The 26,281-nt window shown below is 74.0% G+C and carries 19 protein-coding genes, 1 tRNA gene and 1 riboswitch; of the genes, 8 read left to right on the forward strand and 12 right to left on the reverse strand.

Annotated features, from left to right (window positions below):
• Nucleotides 1-70 precede the first annotated feature (70 nt).
• Nucleotides 71-1,624, reverse strand: coding sequence for a helix-turn-helix domain-containing protein (locus MUN78_RS00205; RefSeq protein ID WP_244727998.1), 1,554 nt, complete (start codon nucleotides 1,622-1,624; stop codon nucleotides 71-73).
• A gap of 133 nt (nucleotides 1,625-1,757) precedes the next feature.
• On the reverse strand, nucleotides 1,758-2,138 hold the full coding sequence (locus MUN78_RS00210) for an RNA-binding S4 domain-containing protein (protein WP_244728000.1): 381 nt from the start codon (nucleotides 2,136-2,138) through the stop codon (nucleotides 1,758-1,760).
• A gap of 55 nt (nucleotides 2,139-2,193) precedes the next feature.
• Here MUN78_RS00210 and MUN78_RS00215 point away from each other — a divergent pair, with 55 nt between their 5' ends.
• The 6 genes from MUN78_RS00215 to MUN78_RS00240 all read left to right on the forward strand — a co-directional run bounded on the left by MUN78_RS00215 (nucleotide 2,194) and on the right by MUN78_RS00240 (nucleotide 9,769).
• Nucleotides 2,194-2,835 carry an IMPACT family protein gene (locus MUN78_RS00215; protein WP_244728002.1) on the forward strand — a complete coding sequence of 214 codons (642 nt, stop codon included), beginning with the start codon at nucleotides 2,194-2,196 and terminating at the stop codon, nucleotides 2,833-2,835.
• Between the two features lie 418 nt (nucleotides 2,836-3,253).
• Nucleotides 3,254-4,444 carry a DNA polymerase III subunit delta' gene (locus MUN78_RS00220; protein ID WP_244728004.1) on the forward strand — a complete coding sequence of 397 codons (1,191 nt, stop codon included), beginning with the start codon at nucleotides 3,254-3,256 and terminating at the stop codon, nucleotides 4,442-4,444.
• Nucleotides 4,441-6,057 (forward strand): alpha/beta hydrolase, encoded by a 1,617-nt coding sequence (locus MUN78_RS00225; protein ID WP_244728005.1) that lies wholly within the window; start codon nucleotides 4,441-4,443, stop codon nucleotides 6,055-6,057. The genes MUN78_RS00220 and MUN78_RS00225 overlap by 4 nt, the downstream gene beginning before the upstream one ends.
• Before the next feature lie 85 nt (nucleotides 6,058-6,142).
• A tRNA-Thr gene (locus MUN78_RS00230) sits at nucleotides 6,143-6,214 on the forward strand.
• Nucleotides 6,215-6,416: 202 nt separating this feature from the next.
• Nucleotides 6,417-7,868 (forward strand): collagen-like domain-containing protein, encoded by a 1,452-nt coding sequence (locus tag MUN78_RS00235; RefSeq protein ID WP_244730146.1) that lies wholly within the window; start codon nucleotides 6,417-6,419, stop codon nucleotides 7,866-7,868.
• Between the two features lie 803 nt (nucleotides 7,869-8,671).
• Nucleotides 8,672-9,769, forward strand: coding sequence for an acyltransferase family protein (locus tag MUN78_RS00240; protein ID WP_244728007.1), 1,098 nt, complete (start codon nucleotides 8,672-8,674; stop codon nucleotides 9,767-9,769).
• A 197-nt stretch (nucleotides 9,770-9,966) separates the two neighbouring features.
• On the opposite strand, the gene MUN78_RS00245 is transcribed toward MUN78_RS00240, so the two are convergent.
• The 10 genes from MUN78_RS00245 to MUN78_RS00290 all read right to left on the reverse strand — a co-directional run bounded on the left by MUN78_RS00245 (nucleotide 9,967) and on the right by MUN78_RS00290 (nucleotide 21,655).
• Nucleotides 9,967-11,946 (reverse strand): ABC transporter ATP-binding protein, encoded by a 1,980-nt coding sequence (locus MUN78_RS00245; protein WP_244728009.1) that lies wholly within the window; start codon nucleotides 11,944-11,946, stop codon nucleotides 9,967-9,969.
• A 37-nt stretch (nucleotides 11,947-11,983) separates the two neighbouring features.
• Nucleotides 11,984-12,475: a 6,7-dimethyl-8-ribityllumazine synthase gene (ribH, locus tag MUN78_RS00250; RefSeq protein ID WP_244692351.1), complete on the reverse strand. Its 492-nt coding sequence runs from the start codon at nucleotides 12,473-12,475 to the stop codon at nucleotides 11,984-11,986.
• Nucleotides 12,472-13,788, reverse strand: coding sequence for a GTP cyclohydrolase II (ribA, locus tag MUN78_RS00255; RefSeq protein ID WP_244728011.1), 1,317 nt, complete (start codon nucleotides 13,786-13,788; stop codon nucleotides 12,472-12,474). The genes ribH and ribA overlap by 4 nt, the downstream gene beginning before the upstream one ends.
• Entirely contained in the window at nucleotides 13,785-14,471 is a 687-nt protein-coding gene (locus MUN78_RS00260) for a riboflavin synthase (protein WP_244728012.1), read from the reverse strand. Before MUN78_RS00260 ends, ribA begins: the two co-directional genes overlap by 4 nt.
• 2 nt (nucleotides 14,472-14,473) lie before the next feature.
• Entirely contained in the window at nucleotides 14,474-15,610 is a 1,137-nt protein-coding gene (gene ribD, locus MUN78_RS00265; RefSeq protein ID WP_244728014.1) for a bifunctional diaminohydroxyphosphoribosylaminopyrimidine deaminase/5-amino-6-(5-phosphoribosylamino)uracil reductase RibD, read from the reverse strand.
• Between the two features lie 51 nt (nucleotides 15,611-15,661).
• Nucleotides 15,662-15,807, reverse strand: a riboswitch (FMN riboswitch).
• An 84-nt stretch (nucleotides 15,808-15,891) separates the two neighbouring features.
• Nucleotides 15,892-16,593 carry a DUF1345 domain-containing protein gene (locus tag MUN78_RS00270; RefSeq protein ID WP_244692355.1) on the reverse strand — a complete coding sequence of 234 codons (702 nt, stop codon included), beginning with the start codon at nucleotides 16,591-16,593 and terminating at the stop codon, nucleotides 15,892-15,894.
• Nucleotides 16,594-16,598: 5 nt separating this feature from the next.
• Nucleotides 16,599-18,695 (reverse strand): bifunctional lysylphosphatidylglycerol flippase/synthetase MprF, encoded by a 2,097-nt coding sequence (locus MUN78_RS00275; RefSeq protein WP_244728016.1) that lies wholly within the window; start codon nucleotides 18,693-18,695, stop codon nucleotides 16,599-16,601.
• Nucleotides 18,696-18,782: 87 nt separating this feature from the next.
• On the reverse strand, nucleotides 18,783-19,790 hold the full coding sequence (gene trpS, locus MUN78_RS00280) for a tryptophan--tRNA ligase (protein ID WP_244728018.1): 1,008 nt from the start codon (nucleotides 19,788-19,790) through the stop codon (nucleotides 18,783-18,785).
• Between the two features lie 74 nt (nucleotides 19,791-19,864).
• A complete protein-coding gene (locus MUN78_RS00285) occupies nucleotides 19,865-20,722 on the reverse strand; it encodes an exodeoxyribonuclease III (RefSeq protein ID WP_244692358.1) in 858 nt (285 codons plus the stop codon).
• A gap of 54 nt (nucleotides 20,723-20,776) precedes the next feature.
• Nucleotides 20,777-21,655 carry an exodeoxyribonuclease III gene (locus MUN78_RS00290; protein ID WP_244728019.1) on the reverse strand — a complete coding sequence of 293 codons (879 nt, stop codon included), beginning with the start codon at nucleotides 21,653-21,655 and terminating at the stop codon, nucleotides 20,777-20,779.
• Nucleotides 21,656-23,889: 2,234 nt separating this feature from the next.
• Between MUN78_RS00290 and MUN78_RS16775 the strand changes: the two genes are divergently transcribed.
• Both MUN78_RS16775 and MUN78_RS00300 read left to right on the forward strand, forming a co-directional pair.
• The gene (locus tag MUN78_RS16775) at nucleotides 23,890-24,429 is read left to right on the forward strand and encodes a helix-turn-helix transcriptional regulator (protein ID WP_429952313.1); all 540 of its coding nucleotides are present in this window, start codon (nucleotides 23,890-23,892) and stop codon (nucleotides 24,427-24,429) included.
• 175 nt (nucleotides 24,430-24,604) lie between these two features.
• A complete protein-coding gene (locus tag MUN78_RS00300; RefSeq protein WP_244728023.1) occupies nucleotides 24,605-26,143 on the forward strand; it encodes a hypothetical protein in 1,539 nt (512 codons plus the stop codon).
• The last annotated feature ends 138 nt before the right edge of the window (nucleotides 26,144-26,281 follow it).

Here is a 26,281-nt window from a genome sequence, read left to right on the forward strand (position 1 = left end):
GCACCGGGCGCGTCCCGCAGGTTCGATCCCGGTGCGGGAGCCGGGCCCGCGCCGGCGGGCGCGCAGGGGGTCAGTCGCGCCCGCGCGAGGGGGCGTGCGTGTTCGTCACCGCCCACAGGACCGCGGTCTCGCGGTCGCGCGCGCCGATCTTGCGGTAGAGGGTGCGCAGGTGCGATTTCACGGTGTTCTCGCTGACGAAGAGCCGTTCGGCGATCCGCGCCCGCGAGTATCCCGCGACGAGGAGCTCCAAGGTCTCCCGCTCCCGTTCGGAGAGGTCGATCGCGCGCCCGAGCGGCGCCGTCAGCGGCCGGTGGCCCGGCCCCGAGTAGTCGGCGGGGATGAGGGCCGCGAGACGCGCATCGTCCCCCCAGGAGGCGCGGGCGTGCGAGGTGAGCTCGTGCGGCAGGAAGCGGTAGAGGGTGCGCGGGATCGCGGGGCGCGCCTGGAGCGCCGTGAGCATGAGGCTGCGCGCGACGGCGTCCTCCCCCTGCTGCAGCTGGATGGCGGCGAGCAGCCCGGCGAGCTCGACGCGATGCCGGAAGAAGCCGGGCTCGCGGGTCATCCCCTGCGTGGCCTCGGCGGCGACCTGGGCGTGCTCGCCCGCGATGAACGCGATCCTGGCGCGCACGAGCTGGGTGTCGAGCAGCTCCTGCGGGGCGCGCAGCATCGCCCGCCGCGCTCGGCCGACGTGCCCGCGGGAGAGGTGCAGCTGCGCGTGGCCGAGCGGGATCGCCGAGGCGGCGACGCCGTCGCCGTCGGTGCCGGGGAGACCGGCGTGCTCGGCGACGGCGAGGGCGCGCTCGACCGCCTCCGTGTCCCTCGCGAGGAGGCCTTCGCGCACCTGCACGAGCAGCGCGAAGGGCCAGAGCTCGCCGTAGGCGGCGAGCGGGCGGTCGCGGAGCCCGGCGGGCCGACCCGCGTCCTGATCCGCGAGCGCCGCGGCGAGCTCCGCGGTCTGGTCGATCCACTCCTCGGTCCAGCTGGCGCCCCGCGGCAGGGCGGCGCCGGCGCTCAGGTGCTCGGCCGCCCGCTCGGGGTCCCCGTGCAGCTGATGCAGCAGGGCGAGCTTGAACTGCGCGTCCCGGGCGACGAAGCCGAACCGGCCCTCCGCGCGCGCCGAGCGCGCGCGCTCCAGGAAGCCGAGCGCGCGGATGGGCTCGTTCGCGAGCAGCGCCGTGATGCCGAGCTGCAGCGCCTGGTAGGGGGAGAAGTCGTCGGCGACCCCCGCGAGCGGCGCGGGGGCGCCCGCGTCGAGGCGATCCGCCAGTGCGAGCGCGGCTGCCGGCCGGCCGGACAACCGCGTGCGGGCGAGCACCGCGGCAGCGCGCATCCGCTCCTGCAGCGTCCGCGGCGCCGCCGCGCCGAGCAGGTCGTCGGGCTCAGGGAGCGCCGCGGCGTCGCCCAGGACGAGGCTGCGGAGGAAGCGCGCGCCGGGAAGGGCGCGCAGCTCGGGCTCCGGCACGCCCGCGAGCAGCGGCGCGAGCCGGGTCGGCGGCACGAGATGCCAGATCTCGAGCCAGCGCTCGTCGAGGAATCCGAGCGCACCGGGGTCCCGGGGAGGGGTCAGGCGGCCGATCACCTGCTCGGCGATCAGCGGGTCCGCTCTCGGATCCCGTTCGGTCATGCGCATCGTCCTTCACGTCACGGGACGCGCTGCGTTCGCCGGGCACGAAGGCATGCGTCCGCCGTTTCGGATTCCCCAACCCTCACGACAGTATACGAGCGCCCTCCGACGCGCGGGCGGTGCCCGAGCGGGGTCAGTCCTCGCCGGAGCGTCCGCGGAGACGGTCGATGTCGCGCCGCTCGCGCTTCGTCGGCCGTCCCGCGCCGCGGTCCCGCAGGATCGCCGCCGGGCGCTCGACCCGCGGCGGCGGAGGCGGCGTCAGATCCTCGAAGTGCCGCGCCGCCTCCGCCGCGCTGCCGCGCCGGGTCGGCAGCCCGGCGACGCGGTAGATCCGGTCGAATCCATGTAGCCGCACGCGCACCTCGTCCCCGAGGCGCACGGGCTGCGCGGCCTTGGCCGTCGCGCCGTTCACGCGGACGTGTCCGGCGCGGCAGGCGGCGGTGGCCTGGCTGCGGGTCTTGGCGAGGCGGACGCCCCAGACCCACGCGTCGACGCGCACGCTTCCATCGGCCATACACTCGATGGTAGCGGCACGCCGGCCCGCGGCGGCCGGACCGGGGAGGCGGCACGTGGAGTACGAGACGATCGCGTCCCCGGCGGAGGCCGAGCTCGAGATCTCGCGGTCGCGCTTCCTCGCGCGGCTCGTCCGCGTCGACGACGAGGACGGCGCGCGGGAGGCGATCGCGCAGGCGCGGTCGGCGCACCCGCGCGCGAGGCATCACTGCTCGGCCTTCGTGCTCGGACCCGGGGGCCGTGTGCAGCGCTCGAACGACGATGGCGAGCCGAGCGGCACCGCGGGCGCCCCGATGCTCGACGCGCTCGTCTCGGCGGGGCTGAGCGACGTCGTCGCCGTGGTGACGCGGTACTTCGGCGGCGTGCTGCTCGGCGCCGGCGGGCTCACGCGCGCCTACCGCGCCGCCGTCGCCGAAGCGGTGCTCGGCGCCGAGCGGGTGCGGCGAGGGCTCCGAGTGCGCTGCGCCGTGCACACGGGCTACGAGGCGGCGGCGCAGATCGAGGCGGAGGCCCGGCGCCGCGGGTACGGGGTCGGCGATGCCGAGTACAGCGACCGCGTCGTGCAGCACTTCTCGGTGCCGGAGGGCGAAATGGCCGGCCTCGCCGAGCTCGCCGCCGAGCTGAGCTCCGGGGCGGCGCGGCTCGTCGCGGGCGAGACCGGGTACGTCGATCTGCCGCGCGAGCCCTCGGCCGGCTGAAGGCGACCCCGGCCGAGCATGGAAGCGCCCCCGGTGGCCTGGGGGACAGGGCCGGGGGCTTCCTCCACCGCTCAGGGGGAACCTCGCGGCGGAACGACGGCGCCCAGAGGGGAACGAGGCACTGCCGTCATCGACGAGCATAGGAAGACGGGCTGTGCGCGGGAGCCGAGTTCGCTGAGTTTCACCCGCGAGTTCATCCCCTCGGGCGGTGATCTGCGGAAGGGCGTCCGGCGCTCGGCGGCCGCGGCGGGGATCGCGCCTGGGATCGCCGGGGCCGCATGCCGCCGTTCCGGGCTCTCCCGCCCGGCTCGCCCGCCGGGCACGCGCGCCGGGCTCTCCCACCGGGCACGCGCACCGGGCACGCCCGCCGAGCTCTCCCGCCGGGGATCCCGTCAGGGGTGCACGATACGCTTCTCGGGTGGACTTCTGGGGCGAGATCGTCGGGCAGACGGAGGCGGTGCGTGTGCTGCGGCATGCCGCCGATCCGGGCGGCGCGCCCGCGCACGCCTGGCTCATCACGGGGCCGCCGGGCTCGGGCCGCTCGAACCTCGCCTTCCGCTTCGCGGCGGCGCTCATCGCGCGGACCGAGCACGAGCGGGGCGCGGTGTTCGAGCAGGTCAGGTCGCGCACGCACCCGGACCTCGGCGTGCTGACGACGCAGAAGCTGCTCATCGACATCCGGGCGGCCCGCGACATCGTCACGACGGCGCACTACGCGCCCGCCGAGGGGCGCTACCGCGTCATCGTCATCGAGGACGCGGACCGGATGCCGGAGCGCACGTCGAACGTGCTCCTGAAGGCGCTCGAGGAGCCCCCGGAGCGCACCATCTGGATCCTCTGCGCCCCGAGCGAGGCGGACCTGCTGCCCACCATCCGCTCCCGCGCGCGATCGCTCCGTCTCGTCACCCCCGCCACGGACGACATCGCCCGACTGCTGCACGAGCGCGACGGGATCGACGTCGATGCGGCGGGTCGGGCCGCGCGGCTCGCGCAGAGCCACATCGGGATGGCGAGGCGACTCGCGACCGATCCCGATGCCCTGGCGCGGCGGGACAGCACGGTGCGCATCGCCCTCGGTATCGCGACACTGGGGGACGCGATGCGGGGAGCCGCGGCGCTCGTGCGCGTCGCCGAGGCCGACGCGGCCGCGCTCACCGAGGTGCTCGACGCGCGGGAGCGGGAGGAGGCCATGCGCAGCCTCGGCCTCGCACCCGGGGCGGCGATCCCGCCGCAGATGCGCGCGCAGATCCGCACGCTCGAGGAGGATCAGAAGCGCCGCGCGACGCGCAGCCTCCGCGACGGCATCGACCGGATCCTCACCGATCTGCTGTCGCTCTACCGCGATGTGCTGCTGACCTCGCTCGCGGTCGCGCAGCGGGATTCCTCGCCGGAGCGCGAGGTCGGCGATCCCGAGCTCGTGAACCTCGAGCACGCCGACGCCATCGCCGAGCTCGGGGCGCGGTGGCGCCCGGCGCGGGCGCTCGCCGCCGTCTCCGCCGTCGAAGTCGCCAGGGAGCGGCTCGGCCGGGGCATCACTCCGGGTCTCGTGCTCGAGGCGCTGTTCGCGAGCGCGCTCGTGGCGGGCGAGACCGTCGGGGCGCGCCCGTGAGCGGGCCGGGCGCGGTCGAGGGCGACGAGCCGGAACGGTCGGCCGCGCCGCGACGGCGGCGCGTGGGGAAGATCCTGGTCGCCGCGAGCGTCGCGACCGCGCTCGTGTTCGGCGGCTGCACCGCCCTCCCCGGCCTGCTGCGCGGCGGCGAGGAGGTCGCGCTCACCCACGAGCCGGGCGAGCTGCCGCCCCTGCCCGACGGCACGCTCGCCGGCTTCCAGGCGCAGCAGCCGGATTGGAACGAGTGCGACGTCGAGATGCAGTGCGCCGACGTCTACGCTCCCGTCGACTGGGAGGACCCCGCGGCGGGGGCGCTCACCCTCCGGCTCGTGAAGCGGGAGGCCTCCGGGGACGCGAAGCTCGGCACGCTGTTCGTGAACCCCGGGGGGCCGGGCGCCTCGGGAGCCGACTACATCGCCGCCGCGATCGACAGCGCGATCCCCGCCGAGATCCGCGAGGCCTACGACGTCATCGGCTGGGATCCGCGCGGAGTCGGGGCCTCCTCCCCGGTGAGCTGCGGCGGCGCGGCCGAGATGGACGACTATCTCTTCGGCGTCGATGACGGGCTGGGGGCGCTCGAGGCCGGCAGCGACGCCTGGATCGACGCGGCCCTGGCGGAGGCCGCCGCATTCGGCGAGCGCTGCGCCGCCGAGACGGGGGAGCGCATCGGGTACGTCGACACGATGTCGACGGTGCGCGATCTCGACATGCTGCGCGCCATCGTCGGCGACGATCGGCTGCACTACCTCGGCTTCTCCTACGGCACCTACCTCGGCGCGCGCTACGCGGACGCCTACCCCGAGCGGGTCGGCCGGCTCGTGCTCGACGGTGCGATGGACCCGACGACGAGTCTTGCGGACGTGGTCCGCGAGCAGACCCTCGGATTCGAGGCGGCCCTGCGGGTCTATGTGCAGGCCTGCCTGAGGCGCGACGACTGCCCGTTGAGCGGCGGCGTCGACGAGGCGATGGCGTCCATCGGCGCGATGCTCGACGGCGTGGACGCCGCGCCGCTCACGGGCTCCGACGGCCGAAGCGTCGCGGCTTCCACGCTCCTCACCGCGATCATCGCGCCGCTGTACACGCAGAGCAACTGGGGGTACCTCGACGACCTCTTCGCCTCCGTGCCCGAGGGGGACGCCGACGTCGCGCTCGCGCTCGCGGACTTCTACTACGACCGCGAGGGCGGCGCCTACCGGAGCAACTCCACCGAGGCCTTCTCCGCGATCAACTGCCTCGACTACCCGCGAGACTTCGATCGCGACCGGATGCGCGCGGAAGCGGCCGAGCTCGATCGGATCGCTCCCACCATCGGCCGCTTCCAGGGCTTCGGCGACATCTCCTGCGAGGCGTGGCCGGTGCCGGGCGCGCAGGAGCGGAGGGCGGTGACGGCGGCGGGAGCGGCGCCGATCCTCGTCGTCGGCACGACGGGCGATCCCGCGACGCCCTACCGCTGGGCGGAGTCCCTCGCCGAGCAGCTCGACAGCGGCGTGCTCGTGAGCTACCGCGGCGAGGGGCACACCGCCTACGGCGAGAGCAGCTGCGTCGACGAGACCGTCGACGCCTACCTGCTCACGGGCGCCGTCCCTGCCGACGATCCGATGTGCACGGCGTGACGCGGCGACGCTTCCGGTCGAGGCGAAGCGCACCCTGCGGACGTGCTAGAGTATTTGCTTGTGCGCGGGAGAGATTCCGCGCTCCGCCGCCTTAGCTCAGGGGTAGAGCAGTTCCCTCGTAAAGAACAGGTCGTCGGTTCAAATCCGACAGGCGGCTCTCATGGCCCTCGTCCTCCGGGACGGGGGCCGTTCCCGTTTCCAGCTCGGATCGCGGGCTGATGGGCCAGGTCGCGCCCGGCGTCGGTGACACCCGCGCGGGTGACTTCGCGGGCGATACCGCCGCAGCATCGTCGTGCGCGCGGCCGCATTCGTTTATGCTGTGAATCCTCATGCAATCACCTGAGCGACAGGGGTTCACCATGGCACATCGAGGTGCAGTCGGAAATTCGAGGACCGGGCCGGCGGTCGGCGCCGGGCTGGGAGCCGCGTTCGCGGCGACGGCGCTGATCCTCTGGGGTGCGGGGACCGCGCTGCTCGCCTCCCCGGCGAACGCCGTCGCGAGTGCCCCCGCGACCGCGGTCGAGCAGTGCATCGCGCCCGAGGCGCCCGCCGGAGCCCCGGGGCCCGACGGTGCGCCGGGGCCGCAGGGTCAGCCGGGCGAGGACGGAGCCCAGGGGCCGCAGGGCGAGACCGGACCGTACGGTGAACCAGGCCCGCCGGGCGCCGAGGGCATGCCGGGCGAGGAGGGCCCGGTCGGACCCCAGGGCCCGCCCGGACCGAGTGCCGTGCAGTTCTCGGGAACGGCGAGCATCGCCTCCGTGGTGGACGTCGTGGACGCTCCGAGCTGCGCCGATGTCCAGGAGGTGTGCGTCATCCTCATCCCCGGGGCGGACGGCGCGCCCGGTCCCGACGGCGCGCCGGGTCCGAGCGGGCCGCAAGGGCCCGACGGTGCTCCGGGGGAGTCGGGACTCCCCGGCGAGCCCGGGGATCCCGGGCAGGAGGGTCCGCAGGGCGAACCGGGTCCGCAGGGCGAACCCGGCCCGCCCGGCCCGCCGGGTACGTTGCTCGCCGGCGCTCCGGCGAGCGATCAGATCATCGTCACCGCGTCGTTCCAGGCCGGTGTGATCACCCCGGTGCTCGTCGCCGAGGACGGTGACTGCGGAGGCTTCGCCGAGGAGTGCATCATCGAGGTCGTCGGCCCGGATGGGCCGGCCGGGGCGGAGGGTCCCACGGGTGAGGCGGGCCCTCCCGGAGCGCAGGGCCCGCAGGGCAGCCCGGGCGAAACCGGACCGAAGGGCGAGCAGGGACCGCAGGGACCGCAGGGTCAGCAAGGCCCGCAGGGCCCCCAGGGGCCGCAGGGCCCCCCGGGTGAGTCGGCTCCGACGGGAGGTTCCATCGGAGCCGCGCGGATCGTGACGGCCGGCGTCGCCGTCGTGACAGCGGCGAACGCCTCCGGGGGAGAGCTCGTCGCGATTCCCGCGAGCTGCTTCGGCGACGAGCCGGGTACCGGCTCGGACGCGCAGGCCGATGCCGATGCCGATGGCGGCGCGGCCGAAGGCACCGCCGACGGCTCCGGAACCGGCGCCGACGCGAATGCCGGCGGCACCGCAGCCGGGGCCGAGGCCGACGCGCAGGCGGACGGGAGCGGAACGGGGTCAGGCGGATCGGGGGCGAACGGAACCGGCGCGAGCGGCTCGGGCGCCGCTGCCGACGGGTCGACGGCCGCGACGGGATCCGGTCCCTCCTCGGCCCAGCTCGCGCGTACCGGCGGCGGTGCGGCGATGGTCGCCGCGGCGGCGGCCGGCGCGATCGCGCTCGCCGGGGTCGGCGGAGCCGTCGTCCTACTCGGCCAGCGCCGCCGCGCGGCCTGATCCCGTCCTGCGCGGCCCGATCCAGTCCTGCGCGGCCCGATCCAGTCCTGCGCGGCCCGCGCCCATCCCGCAACCTCCACCCCGCGCGGTCCGATCCGCCCCATCCCCATCTCCCTCCCCCTCCCCACCTCCGCGTGATTCGATCCCGATCCGGGTCACTGCGGCAGGGTGCTCGACCCGAGCACCCTGCCGCGATGACCCGGATCCGTGGGGAGGAGAACGCGTGAGGGCAGGGGAGAGGGAACGGGAGGGATCTGGACCGGTGCGGGTACGGGCGGATCAGGGAGCGTCCCGGGTCCGCGGATCGGGTGGCCGCAGGCGCATCGGAGCACATTCGGGTCGCTGCGGCAGGGTACTCGGACCGAGCAGCCTGCCGCGACGACCCGGATCCGAGCTGACGCACCCGGAGCGGACCTCCCGCACCCGGACCGGACCTCCCGCGCTCCGTACTGGATCGGATCCCGCATCCCGTACCGGATCGGAACCTCCATGTTCCGCCCTGGATCGGATACTCCGCGGTCCCGACCCGGATCCGAGCTGACGCACCCGCTGCCCCGCGCCCGCCCTGGACCGGATCCCCCAGCACCTGCCCCGACCCTGTCCTCTGCAGCCTCACTTCCGCTCCGCTCCGCACCGCCCCGCTCCCCAACTCCGCCCACCGCCCCGATCCGGGTCGCCGCGGCAGGGTGCTCGACCTGAACACCCTGCCACGGCGACCCGGATCCGTGGGGCGGGGGCATCCGCGCTCCGGCTTCTCGGCGCCCGTCCAGGCGCCCCGCCCCCGACCCTCTAAGCTGCTACCGATGCCAGAACTCCCCCAGCCGCTCGCCGGCGCCCGGCCGCGCATCGCGTTCTGGGACAACGCGCGCTTCGCCCTGATCGTGCTCGTCGTCGTCGGCCATGCCATCTCGACGGTGCGCACGGAGTCCGCGCTCGGCTTCGCGATCTACGCGTACATCTATCTCTTCCACATGCCCGCGATGATCCTCCTCTCGGGCATCTTCTCCCGGGCGGAGGCCTCGCCGAAGGTCATCCGCTCGACGCTGCAGCTCGTCGTCACCTGGCTCATCTGGGAGGGGATCTGGGCGGCCGTCGATTTCGCGGTGCTCGAGGAGACCCCCGACGACGACTTCCTCGAGACGCCGGCGTGGACGCTCTGGTTCCTCATCAGCCTGGCGACCATGCGCATCCTGCTCCCGTACCTCGCGCGACTGCGCCACCCGCTGCTCGTGTCGATCGCCCTGGCGCTCGCCGCGGGCGCGATCCCCGATATCGGCACCGCGTTCTCCGCGCATCGCACGCTCGTCTTCCTCCCATTCTTTGTGACCGGCTGGCTGATCCGCGAGCGCGGCTGGCTCGACGGGCAGTGGTTCGCAAGGCCCTTCCGCGGGGCGCGCGTCGCCGCGTGGACCGTGCTCGGCGGCATCGCGCTCGCCTTCGCGCTGCTGCCCGGGCTGCGGGAGACCTGGCGGATCGACACCTGGCTGACCTGGCGGGACGACTACGATTGGCTCTTCCGCAACGCGCCGATCGGGGAGTGGCTGCCGAGCCACTGGCTCACGGTCCTCCTCGGCGGCGCCGCGGTCTCCGCGGCCCTGCTCGTCGTCGCCGCTGCGATGACGCTCGCGCTCCTCATCGTCGTGCCGCGGAGCAGCGGTCCCGCGACGGTCTGGGGCACGCGCACCCTCTACGTCTACCTGCTGCACGGCCCCGTCGTCTGGGTGCTGCGCGAGACCGGAGTCATCGATGCGATCGGGGGGAGCGGCACCCCCGGGCTCCTGCTCGTCGCGGCCGGCGGCGCCGTACTCGCCGTGGTCCTGTCGCTCTCCTGGGCGCCGAAGGCGTTCTGGCCGGTGATCGAACCGCGCCTCGGCTGGCTGCTGCGCCGCGATGATCGCTGAGGAGCGTGCGGATCGTCGAGGAGCGATCGCTGAGGCGCGCGCCGACCGTTGAGGATCGCGCCGGCCGCTGGGGAGCGTGCCGATCGCTGTGGCGCGTGGTGACCATTAAGGATCGCGCTGCCCGCTGGCCGCTGCGCGCTGCCCGCTGGCCGCTGCGCGCTGCCCGCCGCGGCGTCCCCTGCGGGTCTGCGACCCGCTCAGCCCTCCTCGGGCACGAGCAGCTGGTGCTTCGCCAGCTCGCGGTAGAGCGGCGTCGAGGCGAGCAGCTCCTCGTGCGTGCCCTCGCCCACGACCCTGCCGGCATCGAGCACCACGATCTTGTCCGAGTCGACGACCGTGGACAGCCGGTGCGCGATGACGATGAGGGTGCGACCCGTCGCGACCGAGTCGAGCGCCTCCCGCATGAGCCGCTCGTTGACACCGTCGAGGCTGGCGGTCGACTCGTCGAGGAGCAGGATGGGCGGCGCCGTGAGCAGCGCCCGTGCGATTGCGAGGCGCTGTTTCTCGCCGCCGGAGAGGAGGATCCCGCTCTCGCCGACCTGCAGCTCCAACGCCTCGGCGAGGGCCGCGGCGCGGTCGTCGGACGACGCGTGGTCGCCGGACGACGACCCGTCGCCGGACGACGACCCGTCGCCGGTGCGCGGCCCGAGCGTGCGGTCGAGGAGCCCCCCGAGGTTCACGGCGCGCAGCACGCGCTCGCACGCCTGATCGGAGGCCTCGGGCGACGCGAGCCTGAGGTTGTCTCGAAGGCTCCCGGCGAGCACCGGCGCATCCTGCTCCACATAGCCCATCTGCGCGCGCAGCTCGGCGCGGTGCAGCGTCCGCACGTCGGCGCCGTGCAGCGACACGGTCCCCGAATCGGGATCGTAGAAGCGCTCGACGAGGCCGAGCACCGTCGACTTCCCGGCGCCCGAGGGGCCGACGAGGGCGACGCGGGAGCCCCGCGGCACCTCGAAGCTCACGCCGCGCAGCACGGGCGTCTCGACGATCTCTGCCGGGGCGGCCTCGAGGTCGCGACGCGAGGATCCGCGGCCGCCGCGGACGAGCGCGCGCGCGTCGGCGCGGGCCGGGGCGGCGGAGCGGTAGGTGAAGCGGACGTCGGCGAGCGCGATCGCCGGGGCGCCCTGCCGTGCGGCGTCGGCGAGCGGGAGGAGCCCGCCCGCGGGGGAGTCCTCGGCGTCGCGCTCGGTCTCCGTCGGGAGCGCCGCGATCTCCTGGATCCGCCCGAGCGCGCCGAGCGCCTGTCCGACGGCGGAGATCGCGCCGAACGCCTGGCCGAGCGGCGTGACCATGAGGAACAGGAAGATGATGAAGGTGACGAGCTGGGCGATCGTGATCGCCCCGGTCGCCACGCGGTAGCCGCCGAGCCCGAGCACGACGAGGAAGGACAGCTGCAGCGCCAGGAAGGAGATCGGCACGATGACGGCCGAGATCCGCGCGACTTTGACGCCGAGGGCGTACGCCTCCTCGGCGTCCCGCTCCGTCGCGCGCTGCTCGCGCTCCGCGGCGCCCGCGGCGCGGATGGTGCGGATGGAGGAGATCGACCGGTCGACCTGCGCCGCGAGATCGCCGACCTTCTCCTGCGCCCGGGCGACGGCGGGGCGGATGCGACTGGAGACCGTCACCACCACGACGAGGGCGACGAGCACGACGCCGAAGGTGATGCCGAAGAGCACGGGATCGATGACGAGCATGCCCACGAGCGCGCCCACGAACACGAGCAGTCCGCTGATCGCTTCGACGAAGCCCTGCGTGAGCACCGCGCGCAGCAGGGTCGTGTCGCTGCCGACGCGGGAGACGAGGTCGCCCGTGCGACGGCGGTCGAACTGCGCGATGGGCAGGTGCAGGATCTTGGCGATGAGCCGCCTGCGGCTCGCGAGCACGACGCCCTCGCCCATGCGCTGCAGCACGTAGTGCTGCAGTCCGCTGAGCACGGCGCCGACGACCACGACGACGCTCAGGGTCACGAGGAGCGCGCCCGCGGCCTCGCCGCTCTGCACCCGGCCGATGATCTGGCCGAGCAGCGCGGGCTGCACGAGCGACGCGGCCGCCCCGACGAGCCCGAGGGCGAGCGCCGCGGCGAGCAGGCCGCGCTGCTCGAAGAGATAGGGGATGAGCTGGCGCAGCGATGCCCGGGGACCCCGGGGCGCCGCGGACGTGTCTGCTTGCCCGGTCACCCGCCCACTCTACGCCAGCGCGCTGGCAGGATCCCCGTCAGCGGCCGCCGCGGATGGCCCGCTGGGCGACGGCGAGGTGCAGGGCGGCCTCGGCCGCCTCGCGCCCCTTGGACTCCGGCGCCCCGGGGCGCCCCGAGCGGTCGAGCGCCTGCTGCTCCGTGTCGGTCGTGAGCACGCCGAAGCCCACGGGACGGCCGGCGTCGAGCTGCGCGCGGGTGAGCCCGTCGGTGACGGCGGCGCAGACGTACTCGAAGTGGGGCGTGCCGCCGCGGATGATCACACCGAGGCACACGGCGGCATCGAAGCCCCCGCCGTCGGGCGCCTCGGCGAGGGCGGTCTGCGCCGCGAGCGGCAGTTCGAAGGCTCCGGCGACCCGGAACACCTCGTGCGCGGCACCGGCGGCGGCGAGCGAGTCCCGCGCGCCGTCGATCAGCGAGGACATGATCTCCTCGTGCCAGCTGCCCGCGATGATCGCGACGCGCATCCCGCGCGCGTCCACCGCGAGATCGGGAGCCCCCGCGCCGCTCACGAGCGCGCTCCGTCCGCCGCCGCGGCGCCGGGCAGCGCGGCATTCGGGATCTCGTGGCCCATGCGATCGCGCTTGGTCGCGAGGTACGCGAGGTTCTCCTCGGTCAGCCCCACGATGAGCGGCACGCGCTCGGTCACGACGATGCCGTGGGCCTCGAGCTGCGCGACCTTGTCGGGGTTGTTGGTGAGCAGCCGCACGCGCTCCACGCCGAGATCGGCGAGGATCTCGGCGGCCGCGGTGTAGTCGCGCGCGTCGGCCGGGAGGCCGAGCTGGAGGTTCGCCTCGAGCGTGTCGACGCCCTGCTCCTGCAGCTGGTAGGCGCGGAGCTTGTTCGCCAGGCCGATGCCGCGCCCCTCATGCCCGCGAAGGTATACGACGACGCCGCCGCGCTCGTGGATGATGTCGAGCGCCCGGTCGAGCTGCGGACCGCACTCGCACTTGAGCGAGCCGAAGGCTTCTCCGGTGATGCACTCGGAGTGCACGCGCACGAGCGTGTCGGCGCCGGCATCGACGCCCTCGGGCGTCGGGGCCACGAGCGCGATGTGATCGACCCCGGCCCGCCGGTCGCGGTAGGCGAGGGCCCGCATCGCTCCGTGCGTGGTCGGCAGGGCCGCGTTCGCGCGGAGGCTCACCTGGCGGTGCGGGCGCGCGGTCGCCGGAGGCCGTCCCTCCGGGTCGCGCTCGTCGAGATAGGCGATGAGCTGCTCGATGGTGATGACGGGGACGCCCTCGGCCGCGCCCAGCTCGAGCAGGCCGGGCAGGCGCATCATCTCGCCGTCCTCGGCGACGATCTCGGCGATCGCCGCCACCGGACGGAGGCCGGCGAGCCGCATGAGCTCGACGCCCGCCTCCGTGTGACCGGCGCGGGCGCGCACGCCGCCGTCCACGGCGCGCAGCGGGAGCACGTGGCCCGGGCGTCGCACGTCCTCGGGCGCCGAGTGCTCGCCGGCGAGCACCCGCAGCGTGGTCGCGCGGTCGCTCGCGCTGATGCCGGTGGTCACGCCGTGCGCGGCGTCGACGGTGACCGTGTATGCCGTTCCGCGTACATCCTCGTTGCGCTCCACCATCATGGGCAGGTCGAGCTGGTCGGCGATGTCGTTGGTCATCGGCGCGCAGAGCAGGCCGGAGGACCAGCGCACCGTCCAGGCGATCCACTCGGGGCTCGCGAGCTCGGCCGAGAGGATGACGTCCCCCTCGTTCTCGCGATCCTCGTCGTCGGCGACGATGACGGGCCGCCCGGCGCGGATGGCGGCCACCGCCTCCTCGATGCTCGAGATGCGGCCGGCGGGTTCGGGGGAATCGGTGGGGGTCATGCGCGGCTTCCTTCGGGGACGTGCGGTTCGGTGAGGGCGGCGGGCTCGCCGCCGAAGCGGAGCATGCGGGCGACGTGGCGCGCGAGGATGTCGGTCTCGACGTTCACCCGGTCGCCGGGCTCGAGCGCGCCGAGCGTCGTGGCGGCGAGCGTCTCGGGGATGAGCGAGACCTCGAACCAGTGGCCGGATCCGCCCTCCTCGCCGCCGGCGGGGTCGGAGATGCCGGAGACGGTGAGCGAGACCCCCGAGAGCGTCACGGAGCCCTTGTCGACGAGCAGGGGAGCGAGGGCGGCCGGGAGGGCGAAGCGCAGCACGCGCCACTGCTCGGCCGGGGTGGACGTGACGAGGCTCGCGGTGCCGTCGACGTGCCCCTGGACGATGTGGCCGCCGAGCCGGGTGTCGACGCGCACGGCGCGTTCGAGGTTCACCCGGCTGCCGGGGATCAGCGCGCCGAGCGTCGACATGCGCAGCGACTGGGCCATCACGTCGGCGGTGAAGGTACCGCGGCCGTCCGACGTGGTCCCCTGCTCGATCACCGTCAAGCAGACGCCGGACACCGCGATCGAGGCGCCGTGAACGGCGTCCGCGGTGACGACGGGGCCCGCGATGGTGAGGCGGAGCGAATCATCGATCGCCTCGACGGCCACGATCTCGCCGATCTCCTCGATGAGTCCTGTGAACATGCCTATCCTTCCTCGGAGGCGTGGTCCCCGGGGGCCGGGGAGTCTGGGGTTGCACGTGAAACACGATCGGCTCGGACGAGCAGATCCGCGCCGAGCTCGAGGCGCTCGCGCACCGCGAGCCGCGCGATCCCCGCCATGCTCGGGATCCCGAGGTCGCCGAGCGCGAGCCTCGGGCCGCCGAGCAGCGCCGGGGCGACGTAGACGAGCAGCTCATCCGCCAGGCCGGCCGCGATCAGCGCGCTCGCGACCCGCGGCCCGCCCTCGACGAAGAGGCTCCCGATGCCGCGCGCGGCGAGCCCGGCGAGTTCGGCGGGGAGATCGTCGCCCGGGAGCCTCAGGGGCTCGGGGACGCCCCGCGCCGCGAGCGCGGGATGCGCGCGCACCCGCGCCGCCTCGGGGATGCCCCGGTGCCCGAGCACGACGGGGATCGGCTGCTCGGACGCCGGGACGAGGAGCGCCCCCTCGGCGTCGCGCGCGGTGAGTTCCGGGTCGTCGGCGAGCAGCGTGCCGGTGCCGACGAGGATGGCGTCGGCCTCGGCGCGCCGACGGTGCACGTCGGTGCGCGCCTCGGGCCCGGTGATCCAGCGGCTCGTCCCGTCCGCCGCCGCGGCCCGGCCGTCCAGGGTCTGCGCCCACTTCACGGTCACCCGCGGGCGACGGAGCGGCGACGGAGCGGACGCGTCCGCGGCCCCCTGGCGCGCCAGCCAGGCGCCCAGCAGCGCGCGCGCCTCTCCCGCCAGAACGCCGCCGCGCACCTCGACTCCGGCCGCCCGCAGCGTGGCGGCCCCGCCCGAGGAGGCGCGGCCCGGATCGTCCAGGGCGTAGGCGACCGCGCCGATGCCCGCGTCGCGCAGGGCCTCGGCGCACGGACCGGTGCGCCCCGTATGATTGCACGGCTCGAGGGTGACGACGGCGGTGAGCTCCGAGAAGCGGCCGCGCCACGGCCCGGGCAGATGCGCCAGCGCGTCGATCTCCGCGTGCGGCGTCCCGGAACCGCGGTGCCAGCCCTCGGCGACGATCCGGCCGTCGGGGTCGAGGATCACGCAGCCGACCTGCGGATTGGGGTCGTCGACGGGCCCGCGTCGGGCGACCCCGAGCGCGCGGCGCATCGCCTCCTCGACGAGTTCCTGCTGCAGCATCCGGCGATCCTCACGTCCCGGGTGCACAGGGTGCGGACGGTCGCCCGTCCTCCTGCATTCCTCTCATCCGGACTACACAGGCGGACTCCGCACTGCCATCACCGTCGGTACCGGAGTTCCACCGGTTCGGCCTCGCGGATGCGAGGGTCGCGGACTGTCACCGCCGGTTCGGATTCTCACCGACCCCGGAACACGCTCCTCATGCTAGCCCCTCGGGCGCGTCGTCGCACGCCGCCCCGTCACATTTCCCTCTGGGCGGAATCGTGCGGACGCGGCCGCTCTCACGAGAACAGCTCGGCGAACAGCTGCCCGTTCGCGATGACGTTCATGGACAGCGCGATGATGAGCGCGTTGAAGAAGAAGGCGAACGTCGTGTGCCACACGACCGTCCAGCGCATGTGGGTGTCGAGGACCTTCACGTCGGAGACGGAGAACGTCGTCGAGTTCGTGAAGGCGAAGTACGCGAAATCCGCCAGGCGCGGGCTCGGAGTCCCGGGGAACTCGAGCGGCGGCGCCGAGGATCGGTGGAAGCGCGAGAAGTAGATCCGAGCGTAGCCCCAGTTGAACATCACCCAGGAGAGCAGCATCGCCCAGACCGCGGTGAACTCGGCAATGGGGTCGTGCACGTCCTGACCGATGTCGGTGATGAGATCCACCGCCACCGACAGTCCGATGACGCTCGCGCCGAAGGTGAAGACCATCGTGAACAGCCGGGTGACGGGGTGGCCGATGAGCACCCGCGTGGCGGTGGGGTCGGGCTGGCGAATGCGCACCTGGAGACTGAGCGCGAGCGCGGTGAGGGCGAGGTACAGCATCGCGACGCTGCACCACACGAAGCGCTGGGCGATCATGAGATCGTCGTCGCCGCCCCAGAGCAGATCCGCGCCCACCCAGACGAGGGCCAGCTGCATGAGCAGACCGAGCACCTCGCCGCCGATGCTGAGTGCCGCGCTCGCCGTGCGCCAGGGGGAGCGCTCCGCCATGGCGTCTATGTCCGCGCCGCCGTTCCGGCCGCGGAGGTGACGAGATCGCGCAGCGACGCGTCCGGAAGATAGGCCCGGGTGAGCGCGACGCCGATGCGCGGCAGATCGCCCTCGTCGCGGTAGAGAAGGTGCAGGGACTCATGCCGCGGGTTGAACTTCTGCTTGAAGCGGTGCAGCGAGGCGAAGCCGTAGAGCGGTTCCACGAGGCTCCCGATCTGCTCGAGCACCTGGTCCACGGGTCCCGCCTCCGCGTCGGCCGGCCGCACGAGCGGCGCGCCCGAGAGCGAGACGAAGTCGTAGCCCTCGCCCGAGAAGTGCCGTGCGGAGGAGGCGATGAGGAACTCCATCACCGGCCCGAAGCCGCCGTCGCGGCGGCGCATGAGATCGAGGGTCCAGCCGGCGACCCGTCCGTCTCCGCCGTAGACGGGGAGCCAGGAGGTCACCCCGTGCAGACTCCCCTCGCCGTCGACGGCGATGCCGACGCGCACCTCGGGATCCAGCGCCTCCGCCACCGTGCCCAGGGTGAAGCGCATCTCGGGCAGGCCCTTGTCCCCCGTCCACTGCTCGGAGATGGCGCGCACCTGCGCGAGGACGTTCCAGGGTTCGTCGGCGAGCCGCACCATGCGGAACTCGATCCCCTCGCGCTCGGCCTTGTTGATCGCGGTGCGCACGGCGCCCCAGGCCTTGCCGGTGAACTGCAGCTCGGGCAGATCGACGATCGTGTCCTCGGCGACGATGACCGAGCGCCACCCCTCCGGGCGCGCCGTCGCCGTCGCGGTGCCCGCCGAGAAGACGCAGGGGATGAGGCCCGCATCCTGCGTCGTGCGCTCGAACGCGGCGAGCGCCTCCCCGAGCGACCCGGCCGGCACGATCGGATCGCCGAGCATGATCGCGACGCCCGCGTGCTCCTGATAGCCGACGACGCCCGCTTCCGCCGGCCCGCGGAGCGCGATGTGACGGTTCTCCGGCCACGTCACCATCCACGAGATCGTCCCGCCGCCGAAGCGGCGGATCCGAGCAGCGGTCTCCTCGGGCGTCACGGTCGCGGCCGCCACCCGGCGCCGCGAGCGGCGCAGGGGCACCCGGAACGCGCCGCGTCCGATGATCATGAAGGCGAGCTGGGCGATCCAGTAGACGGTCGGGGCGACCGCGATCCCGACGACGTCGAGCGGCGAGTCGATGGCGCCGGCGTCGAGCAGCAGGGGGAGGGCGGCGAAGACGAGCGCCGCCGTCAGCAGGTTGAACGCGCCGAGCACGATCGCCGCGATCCAGGCCACGCGATAGCCCCGGCGCACGCCGTTCGCGATGAGCAGGATGACCACGACGTCGATCGCGACGTCGAGGAAGGAGGAGACCGGCTCGTTGCTGCCGAGCGGCCCGTCGTAGGGCACGACGAGGCCGAGCACCTGCACGGCGCCGATGGCGATGAGGCCGGCGAAGGCGATGAGTCGCCACTCCCGCGCGCTCGGACGGCTCGCCCGATGCCGGAAGGCGGGCAGCCAGCCGCTCGCGAGCATCGCCGCCACGAGGGCGACCGCGTGCTCGAGGTCGTGGAGCTGCCCGAGGTAGAGCACCGACACCCCGATCCAGATCACCGTCGCGACGCGGGCGCGCAGCCGCCACGGCGACGGCAGCGTCGCGATGGCGAACACGAGCGCGGTGAAGGCGCCGCAGGAGGGGCCGACGTCGTAGACGGTCGTGAGGCGCTCGGCCCAGTGCCATCCCGTCTGCGAGACGACGGCGACGATCCCCGCAGCGCCGAGCACGCCGACGAGGTGGCCGGCGAGGAAGAGGCCGATCGTGCGCAGCGAGCCGAAGCGCCACTCGGCCCAGCCGACGCCGCCGATGACGAGCGGCGCGATGGTGAGGAACACGTACGGGGCGTTGAGGAGGAACGGCGAGGTGAACACGGTCCACCAGCGCCCCTCGGCGAACGCGGGCAGCCCGGTGGCGAACTCGGCGTACCAGGGCTTCTCCGACGCCGGCGACCACAGCGTCCCCGTGGCGATGCCGATCACGAGCAGCGCGAGCACCAGGGCCGCGGTGAACGGCACGCGTCGCAGGAGGGTGAGCGGGCTTCGGCGCCGGGCGTCGGATTCCATGGACTCAGTCTAGGACGCGAGTCGCTGCGCGGCTCACCGGACTGCGCGGTTCACCCGACGGCGCGGTTCACCGGACGGCGCGACCGATCAGCGGATGAGGCCGATGCGCTCGTAGACGTGCGCGAGGGTGCGGCTCGCGACCTCGTTCGCCCGCTCGGCGGCTGCGGCGAGCAGCCGGTCGAGCTCCGCCGGGTCGGCCAGCAGCTCCTCCGTGCGCGTGCGGACGGGGGCGAAGCTCGCCTCGACGACCTCGGCGACGCCCTTCTTGAGATCGCCGTACCCGCGGCCCGCGTACTCCTCGGCGATCGCGTCGACCGGCCGCTCGCCGAGCACCGAGAAGATGGTGAGGAGGTTGGAGACGCCGGGCTTCGCCTCGCGATCGAAGCGGATCTCGCCGTCGGCGTCGGTGACCGCCCGCATGATCTTCTTCCGGGTGACGTTCGCGGGGTCCAGCACCTTGATGAGCCCCGCCTCGGTCTCCGCCGATTTCGACATCTTCGCCGAGGGGTTCTGCAGGTCGTAGATCTTCGCGGTGCCCGTCTGGATCTGCGCCTCCGGGACCACGAAGGTCTCGCCGAAGCGCGAGTTGAACCGATTCGCGAGGTCCCGGGTGAGCTCGACGTGCTGGCGCTGGTCCTCGCCGACCGGCACGCTCGCGGCCTGGTAGAGGAGGATGTCGGCCGCCATGAGGATCGGGTAGGTGAAGAGACCGACCGAGGCCGCATCGGCGCCGTTCCTCTGCGACTTGTCCTTGAACTGCGTCATGCGGCTCGCCTCGCCGAAGCCGGTGAGCGTGTTGAGCACCCACGCCAGCTCCGCGTGCGCCGGCACCTGCGACTGCACGAACAGCGTGGACTTCGCGGGGTCGATCCCCGCGGCGATGTACTGGGCCGCGGTGCGCCGCGTGCGGGCGGCGAGCTCGGCCGGATCCTGGGGGACGGTGATGGCGTGGAGGTTCACGACGCAGAAGAACGCGTCGTAGTCCTTCTGCATCTTCGTCCACTGCTGCAGCGCGCCGATGTAGTTGCCGAGATGCAGCGAATCGCTCGAGGGCTGCATGCCGGAGAAGATGACGGGCTTGGCTGAGGCGTTCATGGGGGACGGCTTTCTGTCATCCCGCGGCGATCGGGGCCGCGGGATCTCGGTCTTCGGATGCTGGGGCCGGGCGGCTACGCCCGGTAGTCGACGACGACGGGGGCGTGGTCGGACCAGCGGGTGTCGTAGGAGGGGTAGCGGTGCACGCGGTAGTCCGCGACGCGCTCGCCGAGCGCGGGGGTGACGACGTGGTAGTCGATGCGCCAGCCCGTGTCGTTGTCGAAGGCCTGCCCGCGATTCGACCACCACGAATAGGGCCCGTCGACCTCGCCGGCCCAGCGCCGGCCCACGTCGACCCAGCCGAAGCCGGGCCCCTCGCTGCCGTCGACGCCGACGATGGTCTCGCCCCGCGCGCCGAAGAAGCGGTCGAAGTAGGCGCGCTCGCGCGGCAGGAACCCGGCGCGCTTCACGTTGCCCTTCCAGTTCTTGATGTCGAGCTCGCGGTGGCCGACGTTGAAGTCGCCGACGATCGCGACGAGTTCGCAGGCGTCGGCGAGCTCCGTCATGCGCTCGCCCATGGCGTCGAGGAAGGCCCACTTCGCCTCCTGTCGCGGGGTGTCGACCTCTCCGGAATGCGTGTAGTTGCTGACGACGGTGATCGGCGTGCCGCCGAGCTCGAAGTCCGCCTCGAGCCAGCGACCGGACGACTGGATGCGCTCCTGCGCATCCAGGGTCCCGAGACCCGTGCGATGGCCGGTCGCGGGCACCCGGCTCAGGATCGCGACGCCGGCGCGCCCCTTGATCTCGCACGGATCGTGGAGGACGTGCCACTCCTCGCCGAAGAGCTCGGCGAGGTGCGAGTCGTCCGCGCGGACCTCCTGCAGGGCCAGCACGTCGACGCCGCTCGTCTCGAGCCAGGCGCCCATGCCCTTGCGGAAGGCGGCGCGGACGCCGTTGACGTTGACGGAAGCGACGCGCAGGGAATCAGCCATGCGTCCAGTCTATGTCGCACCCCCGACGATGCGCCGCCCCGGGCCGGGTCGGGGTCAGAACACCATCGGACGGTCGTACTCGTCCTCGAAGGTGCCGCCGAGGAGCGAGGGATCGATGTCGCACACGACGGGCACGTGGTCGCTCGGCGCGTCCCCGGTGCGCTCGGCGCGCGCGATCGCGGCGCCCGTCACCGCGTCGGCGAAGGCGCGCGAGCCCATGATGAAGTCGATGCGCATGCCCTGGTCCTTCGGGAAGCGGCCCGCCTTGTAGTCCCAGAACGTGTAGCCCTCCGGCACGATCGGCCGCACGACGTCCTCCACGAGCGGGGCGAAGGCGGCGAGGGCGGCGCGCTCCTCGGGGGAGACGTGCGTCGAGCGTCCGACCGCGAAGGAGGGGTCGCCCATGTCGGCGTCGAGCGGGGCGATGTTCCAATCCCCCATGAGCGCGAGCGGGAGCTCCGGGTCCGCCTCGAGCCAGCCGGCCGCGTCCTCGCGGAGCGCCTCCAGCCAGCGCAGCTTGTAGTCGAGATGCGGATCGCCGAGCGCGCGGCCGTTGGGCACGTAGAGGCTCCAGAGCCGCAGATCGCCCACCGTCACCCCGAGCGCCCGCGCCTCGAGGGGGAGCCCCGCGGCGTCGACCCCCTGCACCGCCTCCTGGCCCGCGATGGGCTTGCCGAAGCCGGGCATCCCCGCGAAACCGCGCGCGACGTCGCTCATCTCGTGGCGGCTCGCGAAGGCCACGCCGTTCCACTGGTTGAGGCCGTGGATCTCGAGCTCGTAGCCGGCCTGAGCGAAGGCCTCGACGGGGAACTGATCGGGGCGGCACTTGATCTCCTGCATCGCGAGCACGTCGACGTCCTCGCGGACGAGCCAGTCGACGACGCGTCCGAAGCGGGTGCGGATCGAATTGACGTTCCAGGTGGCGATGCGCATGCGCTTCAGCCTAGCGTCCGCCCGTCGTGCCCGGCCCTTGCGGTTTGCGACCTCCCGGGCGACAATCGAGCCAGGGGGCTCCGGCAGCACGCGGACTCGCAAGGAGTTGCTATGGAGGAGCGCAGCGCACGCATCGGGGCGGGCGCCCAGCAGCTGGGGGCCGCGGCGGCCTCGATCCCGCAACGGATGCTCGATCTCGTGCTCGCCGCCGCCGCGGAGCCGGGCTCCGTGACCACGCTGCTCGGCGAACCGGGCTCGGGCAAGGCGTTCATCGCCGAGCACGCCGCCGATGCGCTCATATCGCGGCTACCGGGCCCGGTGCACGCGCTCGTCCTGCCGCGGCCGCCGCGGCCGGGGAGCGGCATCGCCTCGGTGTTCGCGTTCGACTTCGAGGGCTTCGGTGCCGAGGGGGACGCCGGCGCCTTCGCCGAGCTCGGTCCCGTCGAGCACGCGCGCGGCGTGGTGCGCCGGCTCGGGGAGCGCTTCGCCGGGGACGCGGTGATCCTCGTGGCCCCCGACATCGACGACTACACGCCGCAGGATCTGCGCGTCCTCGAGGGGATCGCGCGGAGCGGCGGCCTCCGCATCATCGCCACCGCACGGCACGTCACGCCCGCGATCGAGCGGATCGGGCACGGGCCCCGCGTCCGCCGGGTGGCGATCGGCCCGCTCGAGCCGGCAGAGGCTGAGCGGTACCTCGCACGGCTGCTCGGCGTCGATCGCATCGAAGCCGAGACCCTGCAGTACTGGACCACGGCGGCGCGCGGCAACAGCTACGCGCTCAGCATGCTCGCGCTCGCGGCGGACCGCGCGGGGGAGGTGCGCCGGAGCCGCGGCACGGCATGGGTGGCGAGCCGGGACGGGCGGGTGCCCGGGGAGCTCGCGCGACTGCTCGGCGACACGTGCGCGCCCGAGGAGTGGGGCATGCTCGAGCGCATCGCGCTCGCCGAACCGATCAGGGAGGCCGCGCTGCTGTGCAGCCTCGACACCGGCGTACTGGCCCGGCTCCTCGACCGCGGCATGGTCGTCGCCCAGCCGAGCCTCGGCGGATCCGCCGTGGGCATCGCCCACCCGCTCCTCGGGGCGTCGATCCGCGCCGGGCTGTCGCCCATCCGCAGGATCCAGCTCAACGACCGCATCTTCCGGGTGCTCGAGGAGGATCTCGGAGCCCTCGATCCCGTGCAGCTGCCCGACCGCCTCATGCGGCTCGTGGTGTTCGGTCTCGAGGGCGGGCGCGAACTGCCCTACGCCTGGCTGTGGACGGCACTCGAGTTCATGGCGCGGGGCGGGGATCCGCGGCTCATGCTCCGGCTCGCGCAGGCGATCGCCGCGCACCCCGCTGCGGACGCCGCGCAGGCGGGAAGCGCCGCGCTGCGGGCGACCCGCATCGCGAGGCTGCTCGGCGACGACGCCGCGCGTCGGGCAGCGCTCGCCCGGATCGCGGGGATCCTCGCGGACGAGGTGTCCGCGGCCGAGCTCCCCGAGAGCCTCCGCGTCGGTCTCGTGCTCACCGCGATCCGCGAGCGGATCCGGGAGGGAGGGGACCCGCAGGCCGCGCTCGACGAGCTCGATGCGCTCGCCGCCGAGCACGGGGACGCGGCGGCGACGCCCGTCGCCGAGATGATCCGGAGCACGAGGGTGCACGTCCTCGCCTACTCCGGCAGGCTCCGTGAGGCGGCTGCGGCCTGCCCGCCGCTCGACACCTCCCCCGATCTGCACACGGAGTGGGCGCGCTCGCCCGGTCGGGCGATGGCGGCGCTCATCCTCGAGCAGCGGGGTGCCATCGAGGAGGCGATCTCGAGCGCTGAGCACGCCCGCGCCCTGAGCCGCCTCGGCCCGCATCTGCGCAGCGACCTCGTCGACGTCCAGGGATTCTGCTGGCTGCTCGGCTACTGGGTAAGCGGCAGCGCGGAGACCGCGAGACGCGTCTACGAGGCGCTCGTCGCCGAAGCCTCCGCCGACGCGCACGCCGAAGCGCACTACTCCGGCCTCGTCGAGACGGGCGCCGTCCTCCTGGGGATCCAGGAGGGGCGCTGGGGCGACGCGGCGATGAGCGCGGAGCGCCTCACGCACCGCCTCGCGGAGCACGACGGCTACGGCCTGACGCCGCTCGTGCAGGCGGCTCTCGGTCTCGCGCTCGCGGTGCTCGGCGAGGCGGAACCGGCCAGGCGGGCCATCCACGCCGCCGGACACGTCCCCCGGGTCTCGCGCGAGCCCTCGACGGGCACCGGCGCATGCTGCTGCTGCGCGCGCGGCAGTGGCTGCGCGACCCGGGCGTCGTCGCCGAGGCGGAGCGGATCGCGGCCTGGGCGAGCGACGAGGAGCTGGCGCTCATCGAGCTGCAGGCGCGCCACACGCACGCCTACGCGGTCGGCGCATGCTCGACGGAGGAGCTCCGGCGCGCGACCGAGCTCGCCGGGCGCGTCGACCCCGCGCTCGGGGCGGCGCTGCTCGGACATCTCGAGCGCATCGGCACGAGAGCCGGCCCGAGAACCGCCGCGAGCGATCCGGAGGCCAGCCGCCTCGCCGACTTCGGCATCTGGCTGCCGCTGCCTCCGGCCCCGGAGCTCACGGCCCGGGAGCGGGAGATCGTGCTGCTCGCCGCGGTGGGGCACTCGAGTCGCCTCATCGCGGAGCGCCTGCACATCTCGGCGCGCACGGTCGAGACGCACCTCGGGCACGCCTTCGCGAAGCTCGGGGTCTCCAACCGCGACGAACTGCGCGGCTGGGCGACGCGGCACCGCGCGACGCTGATCGACCCCGGAAATACGTAATCCTCCCGGATCCGCCCCGGGGGCTCCCCGCTTAGCCTGCGAACAGGTTGGCCGAAGACGTGCGGCCCGAGGAGAACGTCCCCCCGTGCAACGCGCGCACCTGGGGATGGGGCGGATGATGGATACTCGAAACCGAAGCGGAGGATCCGCTTCAGGACGGCGCGGGAGGCGCCTGATGATCGCGATGGCGGGGGCCGTCGTACTCGTGCTCGGACCGGGGGCCTGGGCCGCGAGCGCGGCATCGGCGGACGCTCCCGTCGCCGTCGAACCGGCGGCGGTGGAACCGCTGGCCCAGCCGGCGGCTGAAGCACCGTCCGACCCGGTGCCGGTGGCGGAGCCCGCGCCGGTCCCTGAGCCCGCGCCCGCGGTTGCGCCCGAGCCCGTCGTCGAGCCGGCGCCCGCGCCGGCGCCGGTCGTGGAGCCCGCGCCGGTGCCGGTCGTGGAGCCCGCACCCGTCGTCGAGCCGGAGCCGGTCGTCGAGCCCGCGCCCGTCGTCGAGCCGGAGCCGGCGGTCGCGCCGGACCCCGGGACGCCACCCGCCGATCCGGAACCGGCCGAGGCGGCGGAGACCGCGGCCGACCCGGTCGCCGGGGCGACCGAACCGGATCCCGCGGGGGCCGCGGTCGCCGAGGATCCGGCCGCAGCGCGCGGCGGCAGCGACAATCCGCACAACAAGGTGACGCTCTGCCACGCCACGGCGTCGGAGAAGAACCCGTTCGTGCAGATCACGGTGAACGCCAACGGCAGCGCCAGCGGTCACCTCGGTCACCAGGGCGGCCGCGACATCATCCCGCCGTTCAGCTACAACGATCACGGCACCACGGTGAACGTCCCCGGGCAGAACTGGGACGCCGAGGGGCAGGCGATCTTCGCGAACGGCTGCAACCCCGTCACTCCGCCCGAGCCGAGAAGCCTCGTGCTCACGGTCGCCCCGATGGACTGCCTCGCCGCCGACGCCCCGGTGCCGACGTCCGTGGCGGTGACGGTGAGCGGGATCGAGGGGTTCGGGGAGTACACCCTGCGCGTCGATGACGGCACGGGCTGGTCCGCCTCCGTTCCGGTGGTCGGCAACGGGGTGTACGCCGTGCCCACGAACGGTCTGGGGAGCTACACGGTGGTGATCGTCTCGGGTGAGACGGTGCACGGTGCGACCGGGTTCCTGCTCGAGCGCTGCGAGGTCCCGCCGGATCCGGACGATCCCGGGATCTCGGTCGCTCCGCTGCCCTGCATCGCGGCCGATGCCGAGCTCCCCGAGAGCGTCGAGGTCGCGGTCGACGGCTTCGCCCCGGACGCGGCCGAGATGCAGGTCGACGCCGTGGCGTACGTCCTCGCGATCTCCGGCGGCTCCGGTCCGGACGCCACCGTGCCGGTGACCGGGAACGGCAGCTACGCGCTGCCGCTCAGCGGGCTCGGCGCGTACGCGATCACCCTCCTCGCCGGCGATGCGACGGCGGCCACCGCGAGCGTGACGGTCGCGCGCTGCGACGTTCCGCCCGAGGAGCCTCCGCAGGAGCCGCCGGCCGTGGTCCCGCCCACCGCGGTGACGACCCCGCTCGCACCGGTCGTGACCCGGACGGAGACGGTCGTCGCGCCGGAACCGCGACTCGCGGTCACCGGCGCGGGCGACGCCGCCCCGACGGTCTTCGCGGCCGGGGCGCTCGCGCTCCTCGGTGCGGCGGCGCTCCTCACCGGGCGGCGCCTGCGCCGGCGGTGAACCGCGCACCGCGGGGCGCTGTCCCGCGGCCCGGACCGCGGCGACGCGGCGCGGCGGGGGATCGGTCTTCGACCGGTCCCCCGCTGCGGGTGTCCGCCGCCCTCCAGCCGTCATCCAGTCGTGTCGGGTACATTGAAC

This window comes from Leucobacter allii (genome assembly GCF_022919155.1).
GTDB lineage: Bacteria > Actinomycetota > Actinomycetes > Actinomycetales > Microbacteriaceae > Leucobacter > Leucobacter allii.